We start from the raw sequence: 16,646 nt of genomic DNA, 5'->3' as shown, positions 1-16,646 counted from the left end.
TTCCTCTCACACAGGACGGCATGGTGCACGCTGATACTGTTCCACCGCCTCCGCCCCGGCGGACCGTCCACGTCCCCGCCCGAATCGGAACCAGATGCTCTCGCTCACCATCGTCACCCCCACGTACAACGAAGCGGACAACATCGCCGAGCTGCTGCGCCGGGTCGCCGCCGCTGTGGCCCGCGAGACCGACGTCGTCGTCCGCTCGGTCGTCGTCGACGACTCCTCGCCGGACGGGACGGCGGAGAAGGCGCGTGCCCTGGCGGCCGAGCTCGAGACCCCGTCGTACTCGGTGCAGGTGCTCGAGCGCGCGACCAAGGAGGGGCTCGGCGCGGCCTACCTCTGGGCGTTCGAGCGGATCCTCGAGGCCGACGACGCCCCGGACTGCATCCTGCAGATGGACGCCGACCTCTCGCACGACCCGAAGTACCTCGCCGACTTCCTCCGCGAGGTGCGCGCGGGCGCCGACCTCGTCGTCGCGTCCCGCTACATCCCCGGCGGCGGCACCCCGGACTGGACGCTCGACCGCAAGATCCTCAGCCGCGGCGGCAACATCTACGCCCGCGCGATCCTGGGCTCCCGCCTCACCGACTGGACCGGCGGCTTCAACCTCTTCAGCCGCGAGCTGCTCGAGCGGATCCACTTCGAGACCGTCGACGCCACCGGCTACGGCTTCCAGATCGCGCTCAAGCACCGCGCGCTCACCGCCGCGCGGCGGGTGCGCGAGATCCCCATCGTCTTCCTCGATCGCACGGAGGGGACCTCGAAGATCCCCGGCAACACCCTGCTCCGCAGCCTCCTGCTCGTCCTGCGCATCCGCCTCGGACGCGACGGGTCGCGATGACGGCGGTCGCCACCGCTCCCTCCCGCCGCTGGGCCGTCGTCCTCGAGGCGGCCGGCCTGCTCCTCGTCCTCGCGGCGACGCTGCTCGTGCTCGGCCGCCTGTCGTCGACGCCGTGGTGGGAGTACCTGCTGTCGGACGGCGACTCGCTGGCGCTCCCGCTCCTGGTGCGCTCGGTCGCCGAGGGCGAGCCGTTCCAGTGGGTGATGACGAGTCAGCTCCTGCTGTTCCCGGAGCTGCCGCTCTACCTGGTGAGCCTCGCGCTCGCCGGCGGATCGGTCGTCGGCGCGCTCGTGGTGAACGCCTTCGTCAACGCCGCCGCGCTCTACGGCTGCGTGCGCTGGCTGGCCGCGCGGGTGCTGGCCGGGCGCACCCGGCCGTGGCGGGTGAGCGCCGCCGCGCTGGCGACCGGGACCGTCGTCGTGCTCGCCGCCACCGAGGGCCGGGGGCTGATCAACTCGGGCGCCTTCGCGAGCGGCATCCTGCTGACCACCTACTACTCCGGGGTCGCGCTGGCCGCCGTGCTCGCCCTCGCCCTGATGGCCGAGGCGAGCGGCGGCTTCGATCCCGCGCGGCCGCCGTCGCGGGTCCGCACGACGTGGGCGCTGATCGGGGCGGTCCTGGTGTCCGCGGCGACGACGCTCTCGAATCCGCTCTTCGCCCTCCAGTTCACCGCGCCGGCCGTCGTCTCGCTGCTGGCGGTGCTCGTGCTCCGGCGGATGTCGTGGCGGCGCGCGCTGCTGATCTCCGCCGCGCTGGTCGCGGGCGCGGGGATCGGCTACGCGGCCCGGGACGCGGTCGCCCGGTTCGTCGCCGTCGACGCCGGGACGTACGTGCACCTCGAGCGCGCGGGTGCCGCGGTCGACGGCTTCCTCCTGCAGCTGCGCGACGTGGGGTCGGCTCCCACCGGGAAGCTCGAGATCCTGATCGTCGGCGTGCTGCTGCTGGCCGCGCTGGTCACCCTGGTCCTCGCCGTCGCGACCCAGGTGCGGCCCGAGACGCCGTGGGCGGTCGCGGACTCGAGCGTGGTCCTGGCGACCTTCGTGCTCGTCGCCTCCGCCTCCCTCGTCCTCGGGCAGATCGTCACCGGCAGCCTGGTCAGCCGCTATCTGCTGCCGCTCGCGGTCTTCCCCGCGCTGATGCTGCTGCCCGCCTCCCAGGACTGGATCCCGCGCCGTCTCGCCGCGCGCGTCCCGCTGCTCCGGCCGCGCAGCTTCTCCACCGGCGTGCGCGCGGCGCTCGCCGGTGCCGTGGCGCTCGTGGTCGTCGCAGCGGGCGTCGTCGCCGGGCCCGCGGTGCGGGCGGCGGCGGAGCAGGCCGGCAGCACGCCGGAGCGCGCTTGCCTCGAGCAGTGGCTCGACGGTCGCGAGCTCTCCGGCGTCGGCTCGTTCTGGAGCACGCGTCCGCTGGAGCTCTACGGGGACGCGTCGGTCGACGTGCAGCAGGTGAACTTCGACTTCACGGCGCAGCTCTGGATGAACAACGCCGCGTCCTACCGCGGCAAGGACTTCAGCTACGTCCTCGCCGACCGGGAGCCGGACTGGGCGGAGCTCGCGCTCGGCCACCTGGGCGAGCCCGCTGCCATCACCGCCTGCCCGACCTTCGACGTCTACGACTACGCGGGCACCCCCGGGGAGGCCGCGCTGAACGCGATCGTCGGCGCCAGCATCGAGAAGGCGAGCGCCGAGCGTGGCTTCTGAGACGCGGGCCGCCCCCCGCCCCCGCCTGCGGCGGATCGGGCGCGAGCTCGGCTGGGCCGCCGCCGCCGCGCTGGTGAGCGTGCTGGCGGCGATGATCGCCCTCGGCGCGACCCCGGGCTCGCTCGCCGAGCGCTGGCGGGCGGGCGGCGACGACCAGATCCTGCACTACCTGCTGTTCCGCAGCGCCACCCAGGCCTTCCCGTTCGCCGAGAACGGCGCGCTCGCCTTCCCCTCGGGCTACAACTCGTTCTACACGGCGCAGTTCGACGTCGCGTCCGCGCTGACCGCCTCGGCCCTCGCGCTGGTGATCCACGACGGCTTCCTGCTGCTCAACGTCTTCTACCTGCTCACCTTCGCCTTCGTCGCGCTGACCGGCTACGCCTTCTTCCGCTGCCTGCGCGTGCCGGCCTGGACGAGCGCGCTCGTCGCCGTCGTCTTCAGCCTCGCGCCGTACCACTTCCAGCGGATCGGGGCGGGGCACGCCTTCCTCGCCAACTACTGGGCGATCCCGCTGCTGGGCATCCTGATCCTGGTGGTGGCGGGGGAGCGCACCGATCCGTTCCGGGCCTGGCGGCTGCGCGGGGCGACCCGCCGGGCGCGGCTGCTGCGCGGCGCCGTCCCGGTGGTGGTGCTGCCGCTGCTCATCGCGACGACGGGCGGCTACTACTACGTCTTCAGCGTGCTGGTGCTCGGCGGCGTCTGGCTGCTCGGCGCACTGGCCGGGCTCGCGACCCGGGTGCCGCTGCGCGCGGTGCTGGCGCGGGTCCTGCCGCTGGGCGTGCTCGGCGTCCTGGTGGCGATCGAGCTGGTGCTGCTCGGCGGCGACTGGGGGGAGCGCTACGCGCCGTACTTCGAGAGCCGCGGGGTGGGGGAGTCGGAGGACTTCGCCGGCAAGATCCTCTCGCTCTTCCTGCCGTGGCAGGGCACCGAGGTGCCCAAGATCGGCGCGCTGACGAACATCTACCAGGTGACCACGGCGGTCGCGGTCAACACCGAGCCGCCCGGGCTGCCGCTGATCGCGATCGCGGGGCTGTGCCTGCTGCTGGTCAGCCTGCCGCTGCTCGGGCTGGTCGGCGGGCGCGCGCTCCGGGTCACCGCCTTCGGCCGCTTCGTCTCGGACGAGCACGTGCGGGTGCTCGCCGTGGCGGCGCTGTGGACGCTGCTGTTCTACGTGGTGACCGGCCTCGGGATGGCGGTCGCGCTGATCGCGGGGTCGACCATCCGGGCCTGGTCGCGGCTGTCGATCGTGCTGGCGCTGCTGGCGCTCGGTGTCGTGGCGATCGGACTCGCGCGGATCGGCCGGCGCTGGATCCGGATCGCGGTGGTCGCGCTCGTCGTGGTCGTCGGCGTGCTCGACCAGCTCGCCGGGGTCGCCCGGATGGTGCCGATCGCGCCGACCGAGGACGCCGAGATGACAGCCTTCGTCGCGCAGGCCGACGCGGCGCTGCCGGACGGCTGCGGCGTCGTGCAGCTGCCGATCAAGAGCTTCCCCGACAGCGGGTCGGTCGGGCGGATGGCCGACTACGACGAGGCGCTGCCCTACCTCTACACGGAGGGCGCGAACCTGGAGTGGAGCTACGGCGCGGTCCGCGGCACCACCGGGTTCGACGTCTTTGGCGGGGCGAGCACGCCCGAGGACTTCGCCGCCGCGGTCGAGGCGAGCGGCGCGTGCGCCGTGTACGTCGACACGGCGGCCTACGTCGGCCGCGAGGGCGCCTGGTACGGCGACGTGCTCGCGGCGAGCGGCTCGCTCACCCCGATCGCGCAGTCCTCGTCCGGACGCTGGCTGGTCTTCCCCGTCGAGGGCTGACGGGGCGGGTCTCGATACGCCGCTGCGCGGCTACTCGACCAGCATGGAGGGGACCCTGCGGGGCTGCCGGCATGAAAGGGCCCTGCGGGGCCTCGCTGTTTTCGGGGAGCGGGCTGCACTCCATGCTGATCGAGTAGCCCGCGGAGCGGGCGTATCGAGATCCACCGTCGTCCGGTGGGTGCGTCTCGATACGCCGCTGCGCGGCTACTCGACCAGCATGAGAAGGGCGGCCGTGCGCCTCCATGCTGATCGAGTAGCCCGCGGAGCGGGCGTATCGAGATCCACCGTCGTCCGGTGGGTGGGTCTCGATACGCCGCTGCGCGGCTACTCGACCAGCATGGGGGCCCTGCGAGCTTCTACCGGCATGACCGGTCGCGTCAGTACAGGCCCCAGGGCTGCGAGGTGACGGCGAACGGCTCGTCGTAGAAGTAGACGGTGTAGCCGCCGCGGACGATGCGCTCGTGCGGGGGCAGAAGGGTGGAGGTCCGCAGCTCCTGGTCGTTGTAGTCGCCGGTCGTGACGACGATCACGGGCGGGCCGTCGGCCTGCGCCAGGGCGTCGTAGCCGGGGTAGCGGCGGGTGACGAGGGCGGCGACCGTGACCTCCTCGTTCGTGGACGCGGTCATCGCGTAGCTGAGCCAGTAGTCGCCCCAGACGTGCTCGGCGCCGCGGCGCTCGAGCAGCTCGACCACCGCGCGGTAGCCGCCGTCGAAGCGGTTCGAGGTGTCGCTCCGGAACCCCTCCGAGCGGTCCCACACTCCCGAGACGGTCAGCGCCGCCGCGACGAGCACCGCGACCAGGGCGACCGGTCGCCAGCGCGCGAGCAGCCACGCGCCCGCCAGGGCGAACGCGGGCATCAGGAAGACGCTGTACCGCACCGAGTCGTAGTCGAGGTCGAGCCCGGCGCCGAGGATCAGCACGGCGCAGAGCAGCAGCGTGCCGGTGCCGACCAGCACCGGGGCGAGACGCCGCCGGACCGCGCCGACGAGGACCAGCCCGGCCAGCAGGACGACCGCGGTCCAGCCGACGATCGAGTCGGCCGGCTCGCCCGGGGCGACGGTGAACGCGACGGGGAGCATGTCGTGGAAGAGCGCGGTGACGCTGTCGATCGTCGGCTCCCAGTCGCTGGTGCCGGCGCCGAGCGGCGCGGTCGCGCTCGAGCTGCGCAGCGCCTCCAGGAGCCACGGCGAGCCGGCGACGACCGCCGTGCCGATGCCCAGCAGCCAGTGCAGCGGGCGCCGGATGTCGCGGATCACCAGCGCGAGGACGGCCGGGGCCGCCAGCGCGACGCTCATCGGCGAGGTCCAGAGCGCGAGACCGCTGAGCGCGCCCGCGGCGATCCAGGAGAGCAGCGGTCGCCGCAGCGACGCGGTGGCGACCGCGATCACGCCGAGCGCGACCACGATGCTCGGCCCGTAGAAGCCCGGGTCCCTGGTCGACACCTGGAGCAGGACGACGCCGGGGAACCAGAACAGCAGGCCGGCCGTCGCGCCCGCCACCGGACCGGCGAGGCGCCGGGCGATCACGCGCAGGAGGACGGCCGCCCCGAGGAACCAGAGCGAGGAGACGATCGCGAGCACCTCGATGTGCGCGCCGAAGACGAGCATCGCCAGCCCGGCCGTGGTCTGCAGCAGCGTGCCGCCGTAGGACTGGCCCCAGAAGAAGGCGGGGAGCTCGCCGTCCGCGACGTGCTTGGCCATCAGGTAGACGACCGCGTGATCGGCGTCGAAGGTGTGCGCGGGACTGACGATGAAGAGGACCCGCAGAGCCAGGCCGACGGCCGCGAGGATCCAGAACACGAGACCCGCGGAGTGGGCGCCGAGCCGGCGCAGCGTGCGGGTGCCGCGACCGGGAGCCGGCGCGTCCTCGGTCGTCATCGTCAGCTCCCTGGGCGCCCGGGCCGACGGATCGCAGCCGCAGAGAATCTAGTGCATGCGGGTGACAGGCACCGTCGTCGCGCGCCGGCCTCCGGGCCCTGGATCGGCCCCGTGCTAATCTCTCCGATTGCCCGTCCGACGGGCGACCCCTCCCTCCCCTCCATCGAAAGGCAGCCGTGACCGCATCGCGTCGCTTCCTCCTGGCCGGCGGGGCGGGCTTCCTCGGCTCGAACCTCGCCGCTGAGATCCTCCGCCGGGGGGACGAGGTCGTCGTGATCGACGACCTGATCACCGGGTCCACCCGCAACATCGGTCCGCTGCTGGCCCACCCGTGCTTCAGCTTCGTCCAGGACGACGCGGCGAACGCGCTCGCGGTGCCCGGTCCGTTCGACGTCGTGCTGCACTTCGCCTCGCCGGCGTCGCCGCCGCGATACCTGGCGCACCCGATCGAGACGCTGCACGCCGGCTCGACCGTGACCGAGGCGCTGCTCGAGGTCGCCAAGCGCGACGGCGCCCGCTTCGTCGTCTCCTCCACCTCGGAGGTCTACGGCGACCCGCACGTGCACCCGCAGCACGAGGACTACTGGGGCAACGTCAACCCGAACGGGCCGCGCAGCGTCTACGACGAGGCCAAGCGCTACGCCGAGGCGATCACCTTCGCCTACCGCCGGTACTTCGACGTCGACACCGGCGTGGTGCGCATCTTCAACACCTACGGCCCGAACATGGACATCGACGACGGCCGCGCCGTCCCGGCGTTCGTGAAGGCGGCGCTGGCCGGCACCTCGATCCCGATGCACGGCGACGGCACCCAGACCCGCTCGCTGCTCTTCGTCGACGACCTCGTCGACGGGATCCTGCGGATGGCCGACTCGAAGGACTCGGGTCCGATCAACCTCGGCAGCGTCGACGAGCTGGAGTTGGGCGAGATCGCCCGCCGCATCGTCGCGCTCGTCGGCAGCGACTCGGAGATCCACTACGAGCCGCGCCCGATCGACGACCCGGAGCGCCGCAAGCCCGACATCACGAAGGCGCGCGAGATCCTCGGCTGGCAGCCGACGATCCCGCTCGAGGACGGACTGGCGCGGACCATCGCCTGGTTCCAGGCGACCGTCGTCGCCGCGCCGTAGGCCGCCGCACCCTGCCCTCCACCGCGCCACGAACCCCTCGCGCCCCGAACCCCTCGCGCCCTGACCCCACCGCGCGCCGCAGCCCGCCCGGCGCCGTACGAGAGAGAATCCCGACGTGAAGCTTTCCATCCTCATGCCCGTCTACAACGAGCAGGCGACCCTCCAGAAGGCCGTCGACCGCGTCCTCGCGATCCGGTTCCAGGACGGCGTCGAGATCGAGTTCGTCATCGTGAACGACGGCAGCCGCGACCGCACGAAGCAGATCCTCGACGCGCTCGACGATCCCCGCATCCGCGTCTTCCACCAGCCGGTGAACCAGGGCAAGGGCGCGGCGATCAGCCGGGCCGTGCAGGAGGCGACCGGCGACTACGTCATCATCTGCGACGCCGACGAGGAGTACCGGCCCAGCGAGATCCCCTCGCTTCTGCAGCCCGTCCTCGACGGCGAGGCGCAGCTGGTCTACGGCAGCCGCACCTTCGGCAGCCACACCTCGTTCTCCTACTGGTACGTCATCGGCAACAAGGGCGTGAACCTGATCACGAATGTGCTCTTCAACGCCTACGTCTCCGACGTCGAGACCTGCTTCAAGCTGATGCCCCTGAGCCTGTACCGCTCGCTGGAGATCAAGGAGAAGGGCTTCGGCATGGAGGCGGAGGTCACCGCGAAGCTGCTCGCCCGCGGCTACCGCCCCTACGAGGTCGGGATCAGCTATAAGGCCCGCACCCGCGAGGAGGGCAAGAAGATCACCGTCAAGGACGGCTTCGAGGCGCTCTGGATCCTCCTCAAGATCCGCGTCCGCGAGGGCTCGCGCACCCGTCCGCCGCAGACCGCGGGGATCTGAGCCGATGGCCAGGAGGGGTCCCGTCGCGCTCGCGAAGGCGCTGTACAGCGGCCTGATCTCGTACGTGCTGAAGTTCGGCGTCGTCGGGATCCTCGGCCTCGTCGTCGACGTCACCGTCTTCAACCTGCTGCGCGTCGGCGGAATCGGTGGCGAGCACCTCCTCTCCGGGCCCATCGGTGCGAAGGTCGTCGCGGTGGCCGCCGCGACGGTCGTGACCTGGTTCGGCAACCGCTACTGGACCTTCCGTGAGCACCGCCGCGCCAACTACCTGCTCGAGCTCGCCGAGTTCAGCGTCGTCGCGGTCGCCGGCATGCTGGTGAACCTGCTGCCGCTCTACATCTCGCACTACGTGCTCGGCTTCGACAACCTCGTCGCCGACAACATCTCCGCGAACGTGATCGGCCTCCTGCTCGCGACCGCCTTCCGGTTCGTGCTCTACCGCTTCTGGGTCTTCGGCCACCACCGCTCCGGCGGCGTCGTCGAGAAGCGCGAGGCGCAGATGGCGGCGGCGGCGCTGTTCGAGGACGACGCCGCGGCGGCGAACGACACCGCGTCGATCAAGCTCCGCTGACGTGCCCGCCTACAATGGCGGGGTGCCTGAAGAGACGACTGCCCTCACGCCCGCCGGAGACGGCCCGGACGCCACGGCTCCGGACGCCTCGGTTCCGATGACCGCGGCTCCGACCGCCACGACTCCGGACGCTCCGACGTCCGAGTCGCGGACGCCGGAGACCGTCGAGGAGCTCCGCGCCCGCCTCGACGAGCTGCTGAACGACCCGCTCGACGAGTGGGCCGCGAACATGCACTTCGGCGGTGGCGCCCACTACGTCGCCGACTTCGAGAGCACGCTCTCGTGGCGGGTCACCCGCCCGCTCCGCGCGGCGCGCACCTTCCAGATCCGGGTCGGCCAGCTCGGCCTGCCGGGAGCGGTGCAGCACTCGATCCGCTACGCGCAGCGCCGCTTCGGCGGTCGCAGCCGGTGAACGCCGCCGACCTCGCGGGCCGTGACGCCCGCCGCGCCTTCGTGGTGCAGCGACTCGAGCAGATCGCCCCCTTCGTCCTCGACGACCCCGAGCAGACCGCCGATCTCGCGCTCCGCGGTCCCGGCCCGTTCCTCGACGAGATCGCGCGCACCGTCCAGCGGCGCGACGCCGACGACCTGACCTGGCTGTCGCTCACCGCGTTCCTCGGCGTCTACCCGGTGCCGCACCTGTTCAGCTGGTTCAAGCGCTCGCTGCAGCTCGCGAAGCCGCACGAGGCGATGCGGGTCTTCCTCGTCGCCGGCACGCGCGCCTCGACCGGCTACCACGACCTCTCGACCACGCTCTCCGTCGTCACCGGCGCCGTCGTCGTGGACGTCGACTTCTGCGCGCGGAACTCGCACGCCACCGGCATCCAGCGCGTCGTCCGTCAGACGATGAAGCGCTGGCACCGCGACCACGACCCGATCCTCACCGCCTGGGAGCACGGCTCGATGGCCCTGCGCCGCCTCGGCGAGGGCGAGCTCGAGCGCGTGATCGACTTCGAGACGAGCAGCACCCGGGAGTGGGATCCGGGCCGCCCGGAGAGCGTCGACTTCATCGTGCCGTTCCGCTCCACCCTCGTCCTGCCCGAGGTCCCGGTGATGGGGATCTGCGCGCCGCTCGCCGCGCTCGCGGAGTTCTCCGGCAACACGGTGAGCCTGATCGGCTACGACGCGATCCCGGTCGTGAGCGCCGACACCGTTCCGCCGCAGGAGAGCCTGCGCTTCGTCAACTACCTCACCGTCGTCAAGCACTCCAGCCGGGTGGCCGGCATCAGCGAGGCCGCGACCCAGGAGTTCGCGGGCTTCAACGCCGCGCTCCCCGCGCAGGGCCTCGAGGGCCCCGAGCTCTCCACGGTCTCCCTCCCGGTCGAGGCGCCGCCGCTGGACGGCGAGCACCTCGAGGAGGAGGACGACCTCCCGCTGGTGCTCTCGGTCGGCAGCCACGAGCCGCGGAAGAACCACCTCGCGATCCTGTTCGCCGCCGAGGTGCTCTGGCGCGAGGGCAAGCGGTTCCGCCTGCGCTTCATCGGCGGCGGCAACCCGTGGGCCACGCAGGTCTTCGACGTCCGGATCCGCGAGGCCCAGCGCCGCGGTCGCACCGTGGAGGTCGTCCGCGGGGCCGGCGACGACGTGCTGCTCTCGTCCTATCGCAACGCGCGCTTCTTCGTCTTCCCCTCCACCCACGAGGGCTACGGGCTCCCGGTCGCCGAGGCGCTCGCGCTCGGCATCCCCGCGATCACCTCGGACCGCGGCTCGCTCGCCGAGATCGCGGCCGACGGCGGCTGCATCACGGTCGACCCGTACGACGACGACCAGCTCACCGCCGCGATGCGCGAGCTGCTCGACTCCGACGAGCGGGTCGCCGAGCTCACCGCCGAGGCGCACGCGCGCCCGAAGCGGACCTGGAACGACTACTCCGCCGAGCTGTGGGCGGCCCTCGTGCCCTCCGCCTCGAGCGAGCAGGAGGAGAACGATGCGTGAGTCCACCGCCCTCGAGCGCCTGACGCTGCTGCTCGAGACCCTCGAGCCCACCACCGCGCCCTCGCGCGAGGTGCCGGCGCTCGTGCAGCAGGTCGCCGACGCGGTCGGCGAGCCGAGCTTCGAGCAGACCTGGCTCATGCTCGCGGTGGTGAACGCCGAGCTGCCGGTGCGCGAGCAGGTCGTCGAGTCGCGCCGCAGCGCCCGTCTCGACGGCGTCGCCGCGCTGCTGACCGGGCTGCTCCGGCCGACCCCGGCCTCCCGCGTGCTCGACGCCGTCCGCGCGCCGAGCACCGTCGTGATCGCCCGGCACGCCGTCCTGGTCGACGTGCACCACACCGCGCGCACGGGCCTCGCGACCGGGATCCAGCGGGTCGTCCGCACCACGATCGTCGAGTGGAACAGCCGGCACGACATCGGCCTGATCGTCTGGGACGACGCGATGACGGGCTTCCGCGAGGTCGGCAACGAGCTGCGGACGAACGCGCTCTACGGCTCCGCGCCGGACGCCAAGCTCGACGCGCACGCGCCCGTGGTCGTCCCGTGGGAGTCGCTCTACGTGCTCCCCGAGCTCGCGATCGAGGACGAGCGCAGCGGACGCCTCGCCGCCTTCACCGAGTTCAGCGGCAACGCGACGACGATGATCGGCCACGACTGCGTACCGCTGACGACCGCGGAGACCGCGCACGGCGGGATCAGCGGCCAGTTCCCGCGGACGCTCGTCGCCGTCTCGCACATGGACCGGGTGACCACGGTCTCCCGTGCCTCCGAGACCGAGTACCGCGGCTGGCGCGGCATGCTCGAGGGCGAGAAGGGGCCGGAGATCGACGCGATCCCGCTGCCCGCCTCGGCCGGCGGCGACGACGACTTCGACGAGGCCGCGACCCGGCTGACCCTCGGCGCCGTGGGCGACGAGCCGCTGGTGGTCTGCATCGGCAGCCACGAGCCGCGCAAGAACCACCTCGCGGTGCTGCACGCGGCCGAGCTGGCCTGGCGCTCCGGCGTCGAGTTCACGCTGGCCTTCATCGGCGGCAACGCCTGGAGCAGCGAGGAGTTCCAGGGGCGGATGCACGCGCTCCAGGACGAGGGCCGTCACGTCGACTCCTTCTCGGCGATCACCGACGAGCTGCTCTGGAGTGCCTACCGCAGCGCGACCTGCACGATCTTCCCCTCGCTGAACGAGGGCTTCGGGCTGCCCGTGGCCGAGTCGCTCGCGGTCGGCACGCCGGTGATCACCTCGGGCTTCGGCAGCATGAGGGACATCGCGGAGCAGGGCGGTGCGCTGCTCGTCGACCCGAGAGACGACCACTCGATCCGCGACGCGCTCGTGACGCTGCTGACCGACGACGAGGTGCACGCCCGGCTCACCGCCGAGGCGCGCGCCCGGGTCAACCGCACCTGGACCGAGTACGCCGACGAGGTCTGGACCTACGTCACGGCCGTCGCACCGGCGGGCGTCTCGACGCTCTGAGTTCGGGCCCGCGGGCGCTCGCCGTCCGCGGGCTCAGCGGTCCGCGAGCTCCCGCGCGGCGCGCACGAGCGCCTCGGCGGCGTCGCCCCACGGGGCGATCCGCCCGGGCTCGACCCGTCGGGGGCGCGCGAGAGCGGTCTCGATCGCGCTCCGCAGCGCGTCCTCGTCGCCGACCGGGACGAACGTCGCCGCCGCCTCGTGCCCGCGGAGCGCGTCGTGGATCCCCGGGATGTCGGAGACGATGACGGGCGTGCCGGTGGCGACCGCCTCCAGGGCGGGCAGGCCGAAGCCCTCGTGCAGCGAGACGAGCGCGAGCGCGTCGGCCCCGGTCATCAGGGCGGGCATCTCCGCGTCCTCGACGAAGACCGGCGAGAGCCGGACGTCGGCGCCCGCCGCGGCGGCCCGGGCGACGGCCTCGCGGACGTCCTCGTCGTCCCAGGCCGTCGCGCCGACGATCAGCAGGGTGCAGCCGGCCGGGCGGTCGGCGGCCGCGAAGGCGCGGACGAGCGCCGCGACGTTCTTCCGCGGCTCGACGGCGCCCACGTAGAGCAGGTAGCGCTCGACGCCGACGCGCGCGGTGACGGCGGCGACCTCGTCGGCCTGTCGGGGACGGAAGTCCGCCGCGTCGACCGTCGTCGGCAGGATCCGCAGCCGCTCGCCCGCGACGCCGAGGTGCCGCTCGATCTCGCCGGCCGCGGAGGCGGTGCCGGTGGCGACCAGGTCGGAGCGGGCCAGCCAGCCGGGCATCCGGGCCTGCAGGAGGGCGCGGCGGGCCGCCGGGACGAGCTCGGGCGCGACGGCGAAGCAGGCGTCGTGCACGAAGGTGATCGCCCGCGAGCGGCGGCTGAGCGCCCAGTTGCGGTAGTTGGGGAAGAAATAGACCCCGCGGCCGACCAGCGGGTCGATCGGCAGCGGCGTCCGGGTCAGCAGGCCGACCAGGCGCCGGGGGAGCGGGATGCCGCGCACGCGGAAGCCGAGCCCGTGCCGGGTGATCGCGGCGGTCTCGGACGCGGGGGCGAAGAGGACCACCTCGACCTCGCGGCGGAAGCGCTCCTCGCCGAGGGCGCGCAGCGTCTCCAGCAGCACGTGCCCGACCCCGGTGAGCCGCTCGGCCGCGAGGGGGCTCGCGTCGACGAGCAGCCGCACCGGGCGTGCGGTCACGCCCGGGTGACGCCGTCGACGGTGGCCGAGGCGGCCACGCTCACGAGGCCGACGCGCTTGTCGCTGCGCTCGACGGTGAAGCGGGCGCCGACCGGCACGCGGACGAACTCGCCGTTGCCGAGCGTGGAGGCCGACGCGTGCACGGCGTAGGTGCCGCCGCCGAAGCGGATGTCCGGGAGGGAGAACGTGATGGTCGTCTGCTCCGTGAGCGGCGGGTGCTCGAAGCCGAGGCGCATGGTGTTGGTGCCGAAGACCACCTGGCCGAGCGGAGTGTCCACGCCCATGCCGACGAACCAGTTCTCGACCGGGGCGCCGCTGAGCGGGCGCAGGGTCACCGACACCGTCAGGTCGTCGCCGGGGCGCAGGGTGCGGTTGCCCTCCTCGACCGTGCCGCCCTGGAGCTCGACGCTGACGATCTCGGCGGCGGGCAGCGGCTCGGGCTCCTCGCCGGCCTCCTCCGCCTCGACGATCGCCTCGGCGGTCTCGCGCTCGACGCGCTCCTGGCGGGAGTTCTCGAAGCCGTTGCGCAGGACCTCGAGGCCGCGGGCGGTCTCGCCGTCGTAGATGACGTTGCCGTGCTGCAGGACGACCGTGCGGTCGCAGAGCTCGCCGACCTGCTCGAGCGAGTGGGTGACCAGCACGATGGTCTTGCCCGCGCGCTGGAAGGCGCGGATGCGGTCCATGCACTTGCGCTGGAACGGCTCGTCGCCGACCGCGAGGACCTCGTCGACCAGCAGGAGGTCGGGGTCGGTGTGGATGGCGATCGCGAAGGCGAGCCGCACGTACATGCCGGAGGAGTAGAACTTCACCTGCGTGTCGATGAAGTCGACGATCTCGGAGAACTCGACGATCGAGTCGAACTTCTCCTCGAGCTCCCGGCGGGAGAGCCCGAGGATCGCGCCGTTGAGGAAGACGTTCTCGCGGCCGGTGAGGTCGGGGTGGAAGCCCGCGCCGAGCTCGAGCAGCGCCGCGAGGCGCCCGCGGCGCTCGACGGTTCCGGTGGTGGGCTGGATGATGCCGCCGATGAGCTTGAGCAGCGTGCTCTTGCCGGAGCCGTTCGCGCCGATCAGGCCGACCGTGGAGCCGAGCGGGATCTCGAGGTCGATGTCGCGCAGCGCCCAGAAGTCGTCGCGGTGCTGCTTGCCGCGGCCGAAGTTGACGATGCGCTCCTTGACGCTCTTGTCCTTGCGGATCACGAAGCGCTTGGAGGCGTTCTGGACGCGGATGATGGTCGGCATCTCGGTCGACTCGGGAAGGGCGACCTCGGACTCGAGCGTCATGGGATCAGATCTCCTGTGCGAAGTTGCCCTCGAGGCGGCGGAAGACGCGGTGGGCGAGCCACACGAGCACGACCCCGACCAGGAAGACGATGAAGAGGTGGAGGGCCATGTCGGCCGGCCACGGCTGACCGGCGACGGTGTTGAAGCTGCCGTCGGCCTGCTCGACCTGGGTCTCCCGCGAGCCGGGGCCCCAGATCGCCCGCTGGAAGGCGAGCATCGCGTTGGTCATCGGGTTGAGCAGGTAGATCTGCTCGAGCCAGCCCGGCACGGTCTGGACGACGAAGGACCACGCGTAGGTGATAGGCGAGAGCCAGAAGAAGATCAGCAGGCCGACCTCGACGAGGAACTGGATGTCGCGGAGGTAGACGTTGAGCGCCGAGAGCGCGAGCGCGAGGGCCAGGCCGTAGACCAGGGTGACCGCGAGCGCCGGGATGATGAAGAGCAGCTGCCAGCTGACGTTGAGCGCCCCGAGCGCGATCGCGCCCACGATCAGCACCAGGAACTGCACGGCGAAGTTGAACAGCGCGGCGCCGATGGTGGCGACCGGGAAGATCTCGCGCGGCAGGTAGACCTTCTTGATCAGTCCCGCGTTCGCGAGGATCGAGGTCGTGCCGGTGGCGACGATCTCGCTGAACAGGTTCCACAGCGTCAGGCCGCAGAAGACGAAGATCGCGAAGACGGGGATGCCGCGGGCGGCGCCGAGGAACTGGCCGATCGCCACGTAGTAGATCATCAGCATCACGAGCGGGCGGATGAGGGTCCAGACGAAGCCGAGGCTCGAGTCCTTGTAGCGCGCCTTCAGTTCGCGGTTGACGAGCAGCTTGAGCAGCTCGCGGTGCCGGAAGATGTCGATCAGCGACGAGACGAAGCCGCCCGAGCGCTGACCCGGCTGGGTCCCGCTCTGATGGAACGGCTCCTGTGCGATCGCGTCGACGCGGTCGGCCGCGCGCGTGATCGTCGTTTTCCTGCTGCTCATCGGACTCCCAGCCCTAGCACTGCCGGGGCGGCAGCCAGATCATTGTACGTAACGCCTGCGCCGCCGCACGGCGACGGGCGCTGGACGGCGGCGGGTGCTCAGCCCGCGGCGCGGGAGAGCTCGAGGTCGTGCTCGACCATCCGGGCGACGATCTCCTCGAAGGCGACCGTCGGCGCCCAGCCGAGCTCGGCCCGGGCCTTGGAGGCGTCTCCGCGCATCTCCGGGGCGTCGACGGGGCGGGCGAAGCGCGGGTCGATCCGGATCCGGTCCTCCCAGGCGTCGATGCCGGCGGCGGCGAAGGCCGCGCCGACGAACTCGCGGACGGAGTGCGCGACACCGGTCGCGACGACGTAGTCGCCGGCCTGCTCGGCGCGCGAGGCGCGGACGAGCGCGTCGACGTAGTCGGGCGCCCAGCCCCAGTCGCGGCGGGCGTCGAGGTTGCCGAGCGAGAGCTCGGTCGCGGTGCCCGCGGCGATGGCGGCGACGCCGGCCGTGATCTTCCGGGTGACGAAGCTCTCGGGGCGGCGGGGCGACTCGTGGTTGTAGAGGATCGCGGAGGACGCGTGCAGGCCGCGGCCGCGGTAGACCCCGACGAGGTGGTGCGCGAAGGCCTTCGCCGCGCCGTAGGGCGAGACGGGGCGGATCGGCGTCGACTCGGTCTGCGGGTTCTCGGTCGCCGCGCCGAAGATCTCCGAGGAGGAGGCCTGCACGAAGCGCACCTCGCGGCCCGCCGAGTCCTGCAGGGCCAGCGCGGCCTCGAGCAGTGCGGCGACGGCCGTGCCGGTCACCTCGGCGGTCAGCACCGGCTCCTGCCAGGACTGCGCCACCGAGGAGATCCCGGCGAGGTGGAAGACCGTGTCGGGCCGCGCCTCGGCGATCACGCGGCCGAGGCCGGCGGCGTCACGGAGGTCGCCCTGGAAGGGGCGGACGGACGCGGGCAGGGAGGCGTCCTCGTCGCGCACGAGCGCGGAGACCTCCCAGCCGTCGGCGAGCAGACGCTCGACGAGGTAGCCCCCGTCCTGTCCGCTCGCCCCGGTGACGAACGCTGCGGGCACG

The 16,646-nt window shown here is 72.4% G+C and carries 14 protein-coding genes; 9 read left to right on the top strand and 5 right to left on the bottom strand.

Annotated features, from left to right (window positions below; genetic code table 11):
- The first annotated feature begins 94 nt into the window (after positions 1 to 94).
- Genes EDF43_RS05125 through EDF43_RS05115 form a run of 3 tightly spaced genes read left to right on the top strand, consistent with a single transcriptional unit; the run spans position 95 to position 4,351 of the window.
- A complete protein-coding gene (locus tag EDF43_RS05125; RefSeq protein WP_123735223.1) occupies positions 95 to 844 on the top strand; it encodes a polyprenol monophosphomannose synthase in 750 nt (249 codons plus the stop codon).
- Positions 841 to 2,541: a hypothetical protein gene (locus EDF43_RS05120; RefSeq protein WP_132435860.1), complete on the top strand. Its 1,701-nt coding sequence runs from the start codon at positions 841 to 843 to the stop codon at positions 2,539 to 2,541. The genes EDF43_RS05125 and EDF43_RS05120 overlap by 4 nt, the downstream gene beginning before the upstream one ends.
- Complete coding sequence (locus tag EDF43_RS05115) at positions 2,531 to 4,351, top strand: hypothetical protein (protein WP_132435859.1); 1,821 nt, start codon at positions 2,531 to 2,533, stop codon at positions 4,349 to 4,351. The genes EDF43_RS05120 and EDF43_RS05115 overlap by 11 nt, the downstream gene beginning before the upstream one ends.
- Before the next feature lie 377 nt (positions 4,352 to 4,728).
- Here EDF43_RS05115 and EDF43_RS05110 read toward each other — a convergent pair whose 3' ends face one another.
- Positions 4,729 to 6,228 (bottom strand): glycosyltransferase family 39 protein, encoded by a 1,500-nt coding sequence (locus EDF43_RS05110; RefSeq protein WP_132435858.1) that lies wholly within the window; start codon positions 6,226 to 6,228, stop codon positions 4,729 to 4,731.
- A gap of 176 nt (positions 6,229 to 6,404) precedes the next feature.
- Between EDF43_RS05110 and EDF43_RS05105 the strand changes: the two genes are divergently transcribed.
- The 6 genes from EDF43_RS05105 (at position 6,405) to EDF43_RS05080 (ending at position 12,173) form a co-directional block, all read left to right on the top strand.
- The gene (locus EDF43_RS05105) at positions 6,405 to 7,358 is read left to right on the top strand and encodes an NAD-dependent epimerase/dehydratase family protein (RefSeq protein ID WP_132435857.1); all 954 of its coding nucleotides are present in this window, start codon (positions 6,405 to 6,407) and stop codon (positions 7,356 to 7,358) included.
- A 115-nt stretch (positions 7,359 to 7,473) separates the two neighbouring features.
- Positions 7,474 to 8,199, top strand: coding sequence for a glycosyltransferase family 2 protein (locus EDF43_RS05100; protein ID WP_132435856.1), 726 nt, complete (start codon positions 7,474 to 7,476; stop codon positions 8,197 to 8,199).
- Between the two features lie 4 nt (positions 8,200 to 8,203).
- Positions 8,204 to 8,770 (top strand): GtrA family protein, encoded by a 567-nt coding sequence (locus EDF43_RS05095; RefSeq protein WP_123735229.1) that lies wholly within the window; start codon positions 8,204 to 8,206, stop codon positions 8,768 to 8,770.
- 22 nt (positions 8,771 to 8,792) lie between these two features.
- Positions 8,793 to 9,182 (top strand): hypothetical protein, encoded by a 390-nt coding sequence (locus EDF43_RS05090; RefSeq protein ID WP_132435855.1) that lies wholly within the window; start codon positions 8,793 to 8,795, stop codon positions 9,180 to 9,182.
- Complete coding sequence (locus EDF43_RS05085; RefSeq protein WP_132435854.1) at positions 9,179 to 10,705, top strand: glycosyltransferase family 1 protein; 1,527 nt, start codon at positions 9,179 to 9,181, stop codon at positions 10,703 to 10,705. The genes EDF43_RS05090 and EDF43_RS05085 overlap by 4 nt, the downstream gene beginning before the upstream one ends.
- Positions 10,698 to 12,173, top strand: coding sequence for a glycosyltransferase family 1 protein (locus EDF43_RS05080; RefSeq protein WP_123735232.1), 1,476 nt, complete (start codon positions 10,698 to 10,700; stop codon positions 12,171 to 12,173). The genes EDF43_RS05085 and EDF43_RS05080 overlap by 8 nt, the downstream gene beginning before the upstream one ends.
- Positions 12,174 to 12,206: 33 nt before the next feature.
- Here EDF43_RS05080 and EDF43_RS05075 read toward each other — a convergent pair whose 3' ends face one another.
- From EDF43_RS05075 to EDF43_RS05060, 4 genes are all read right to left on the bottom strand, one after another.
- Positions 12,207 to 13,334 (bottom strand): glycosyltransferase family 1 protein, encoded by a 1,128-nt coding sequence (locus tag EDF43_RS05075; RefSeq protein WP_132435853.1) that lies wholly within the window; start codon positions 13,332 to 13,334, stop codon positions 12,207 to 12,209.
- Positions 13,331 to 14,614, bottom strand: a complete 1,284-nt coding sequence (locus EDF43_RS05070; RefSeq protein ID WP_243582407.1) for an ABC transporter ATP-binding protein — start codon at positions 14,612 to 14,614, stop codon at positions 13,331 to 13,333. The genes EDF43_RS05075 and EDF43_RS05070 overlap by 4 nt, the downstream gene beginning before the upstream one ends.
- Before the next feature lie 4 nt (positions 14,615 to 14,618).
- Positions 14,619 to 15,590: an ABC transporter permease gene (locus EDF43_RS05065; protein ID WP_123735234.1), complete on the bottom strand. Its 972-nt coding sequence runs from the start codon at positions 15,588 to 15,590 to the stop codon at positions 14,619 to 14,621.
- 98 nt (positions 15,591 to 15,688) lie between these two features.
- Positions 15,689 to 16,645, bottom strand: a complete 957-nt coding sequence (locus tag EDF43_RS05060) for a GDP-mannose 4,6-dehydratase (RefSeq protein WP_132435852.1) — start codon at positions 16,643 to 16,645, stop codon at positions 15,689 to 15,691.
- Between the last annotated feature and the right edge of the window lies 1 nt (position 16,646).

Source organism: Rathayibacter sp. PhB179, from assembly GCF_004345345.1.
In the GTDB taxonomy this organism is placed as follows: domain Bacteria; phylum Actinomycetota; class Actinomycetes; order Actinomycetales; family Microbacteriaceae; genus Rathayibacter; species Rathayibacter festucae.
The sequence above is the reverse complement of the archived record's forward strand: the minus strand, read 5'-3'. Positions and strand labels throughout refer to the sequence as shown.

Excerpts from the sequence above, each read along its gene's own strand:
- EDF43_RS05125 (WP_123735223.1), top strand. The coding sequence starts at position 95 with ATGCTCTCGCTCACCATCGTCACCCCCACGTACAACGAAGCGGACAAC.
- EDF43_RS05120 (WP_132435860.1), top strand. The coding sequence starts at position 841 with ATGACGGCGGTCGCCACCGCTCCCTCCCGCCGCTGGGCCGTCGTCCTC.
- EDF43_RS05110 (WP_132435858.1), bottom strand. The coding sequence starts at position 6,228 with ATGACGACCGAGGACGCGCCGGCTCCCGGTCGCGGCACCCGCACGCTG.
- EDF43_RS05095 (WP_123735229.1), top strand. The coding sequence starts at position 8,204 with ATGGCCAGGAGGGGTCCCGTCGCGCTCGCGAAGGCGCTGTACAGCGGC.
- EDF43_RS05080 (WP_123735232.1), top strand. The coding sequence starts at position 10,698 with ATGCGTGAGTCCACCGCCCTCGAGCGCCTGACGCTGCTGCTCGAGACC.
- EDF43_RS05070 (WP_243582407.1), bottom strand. The coding sequence starts at position 14,614 with ATGACGCTCGAGTCCGAGGTCGCCCTTCCCGAGTCGACCGAGATGCCG.
- EDF43_RS05065 (WP_123735234.1), bottom strand. The coding sequence starts at position 15,590 with ATGAGCAGCAGGAAAACGACGATCACGCGCGCGGCCGACCGCGTCGAC.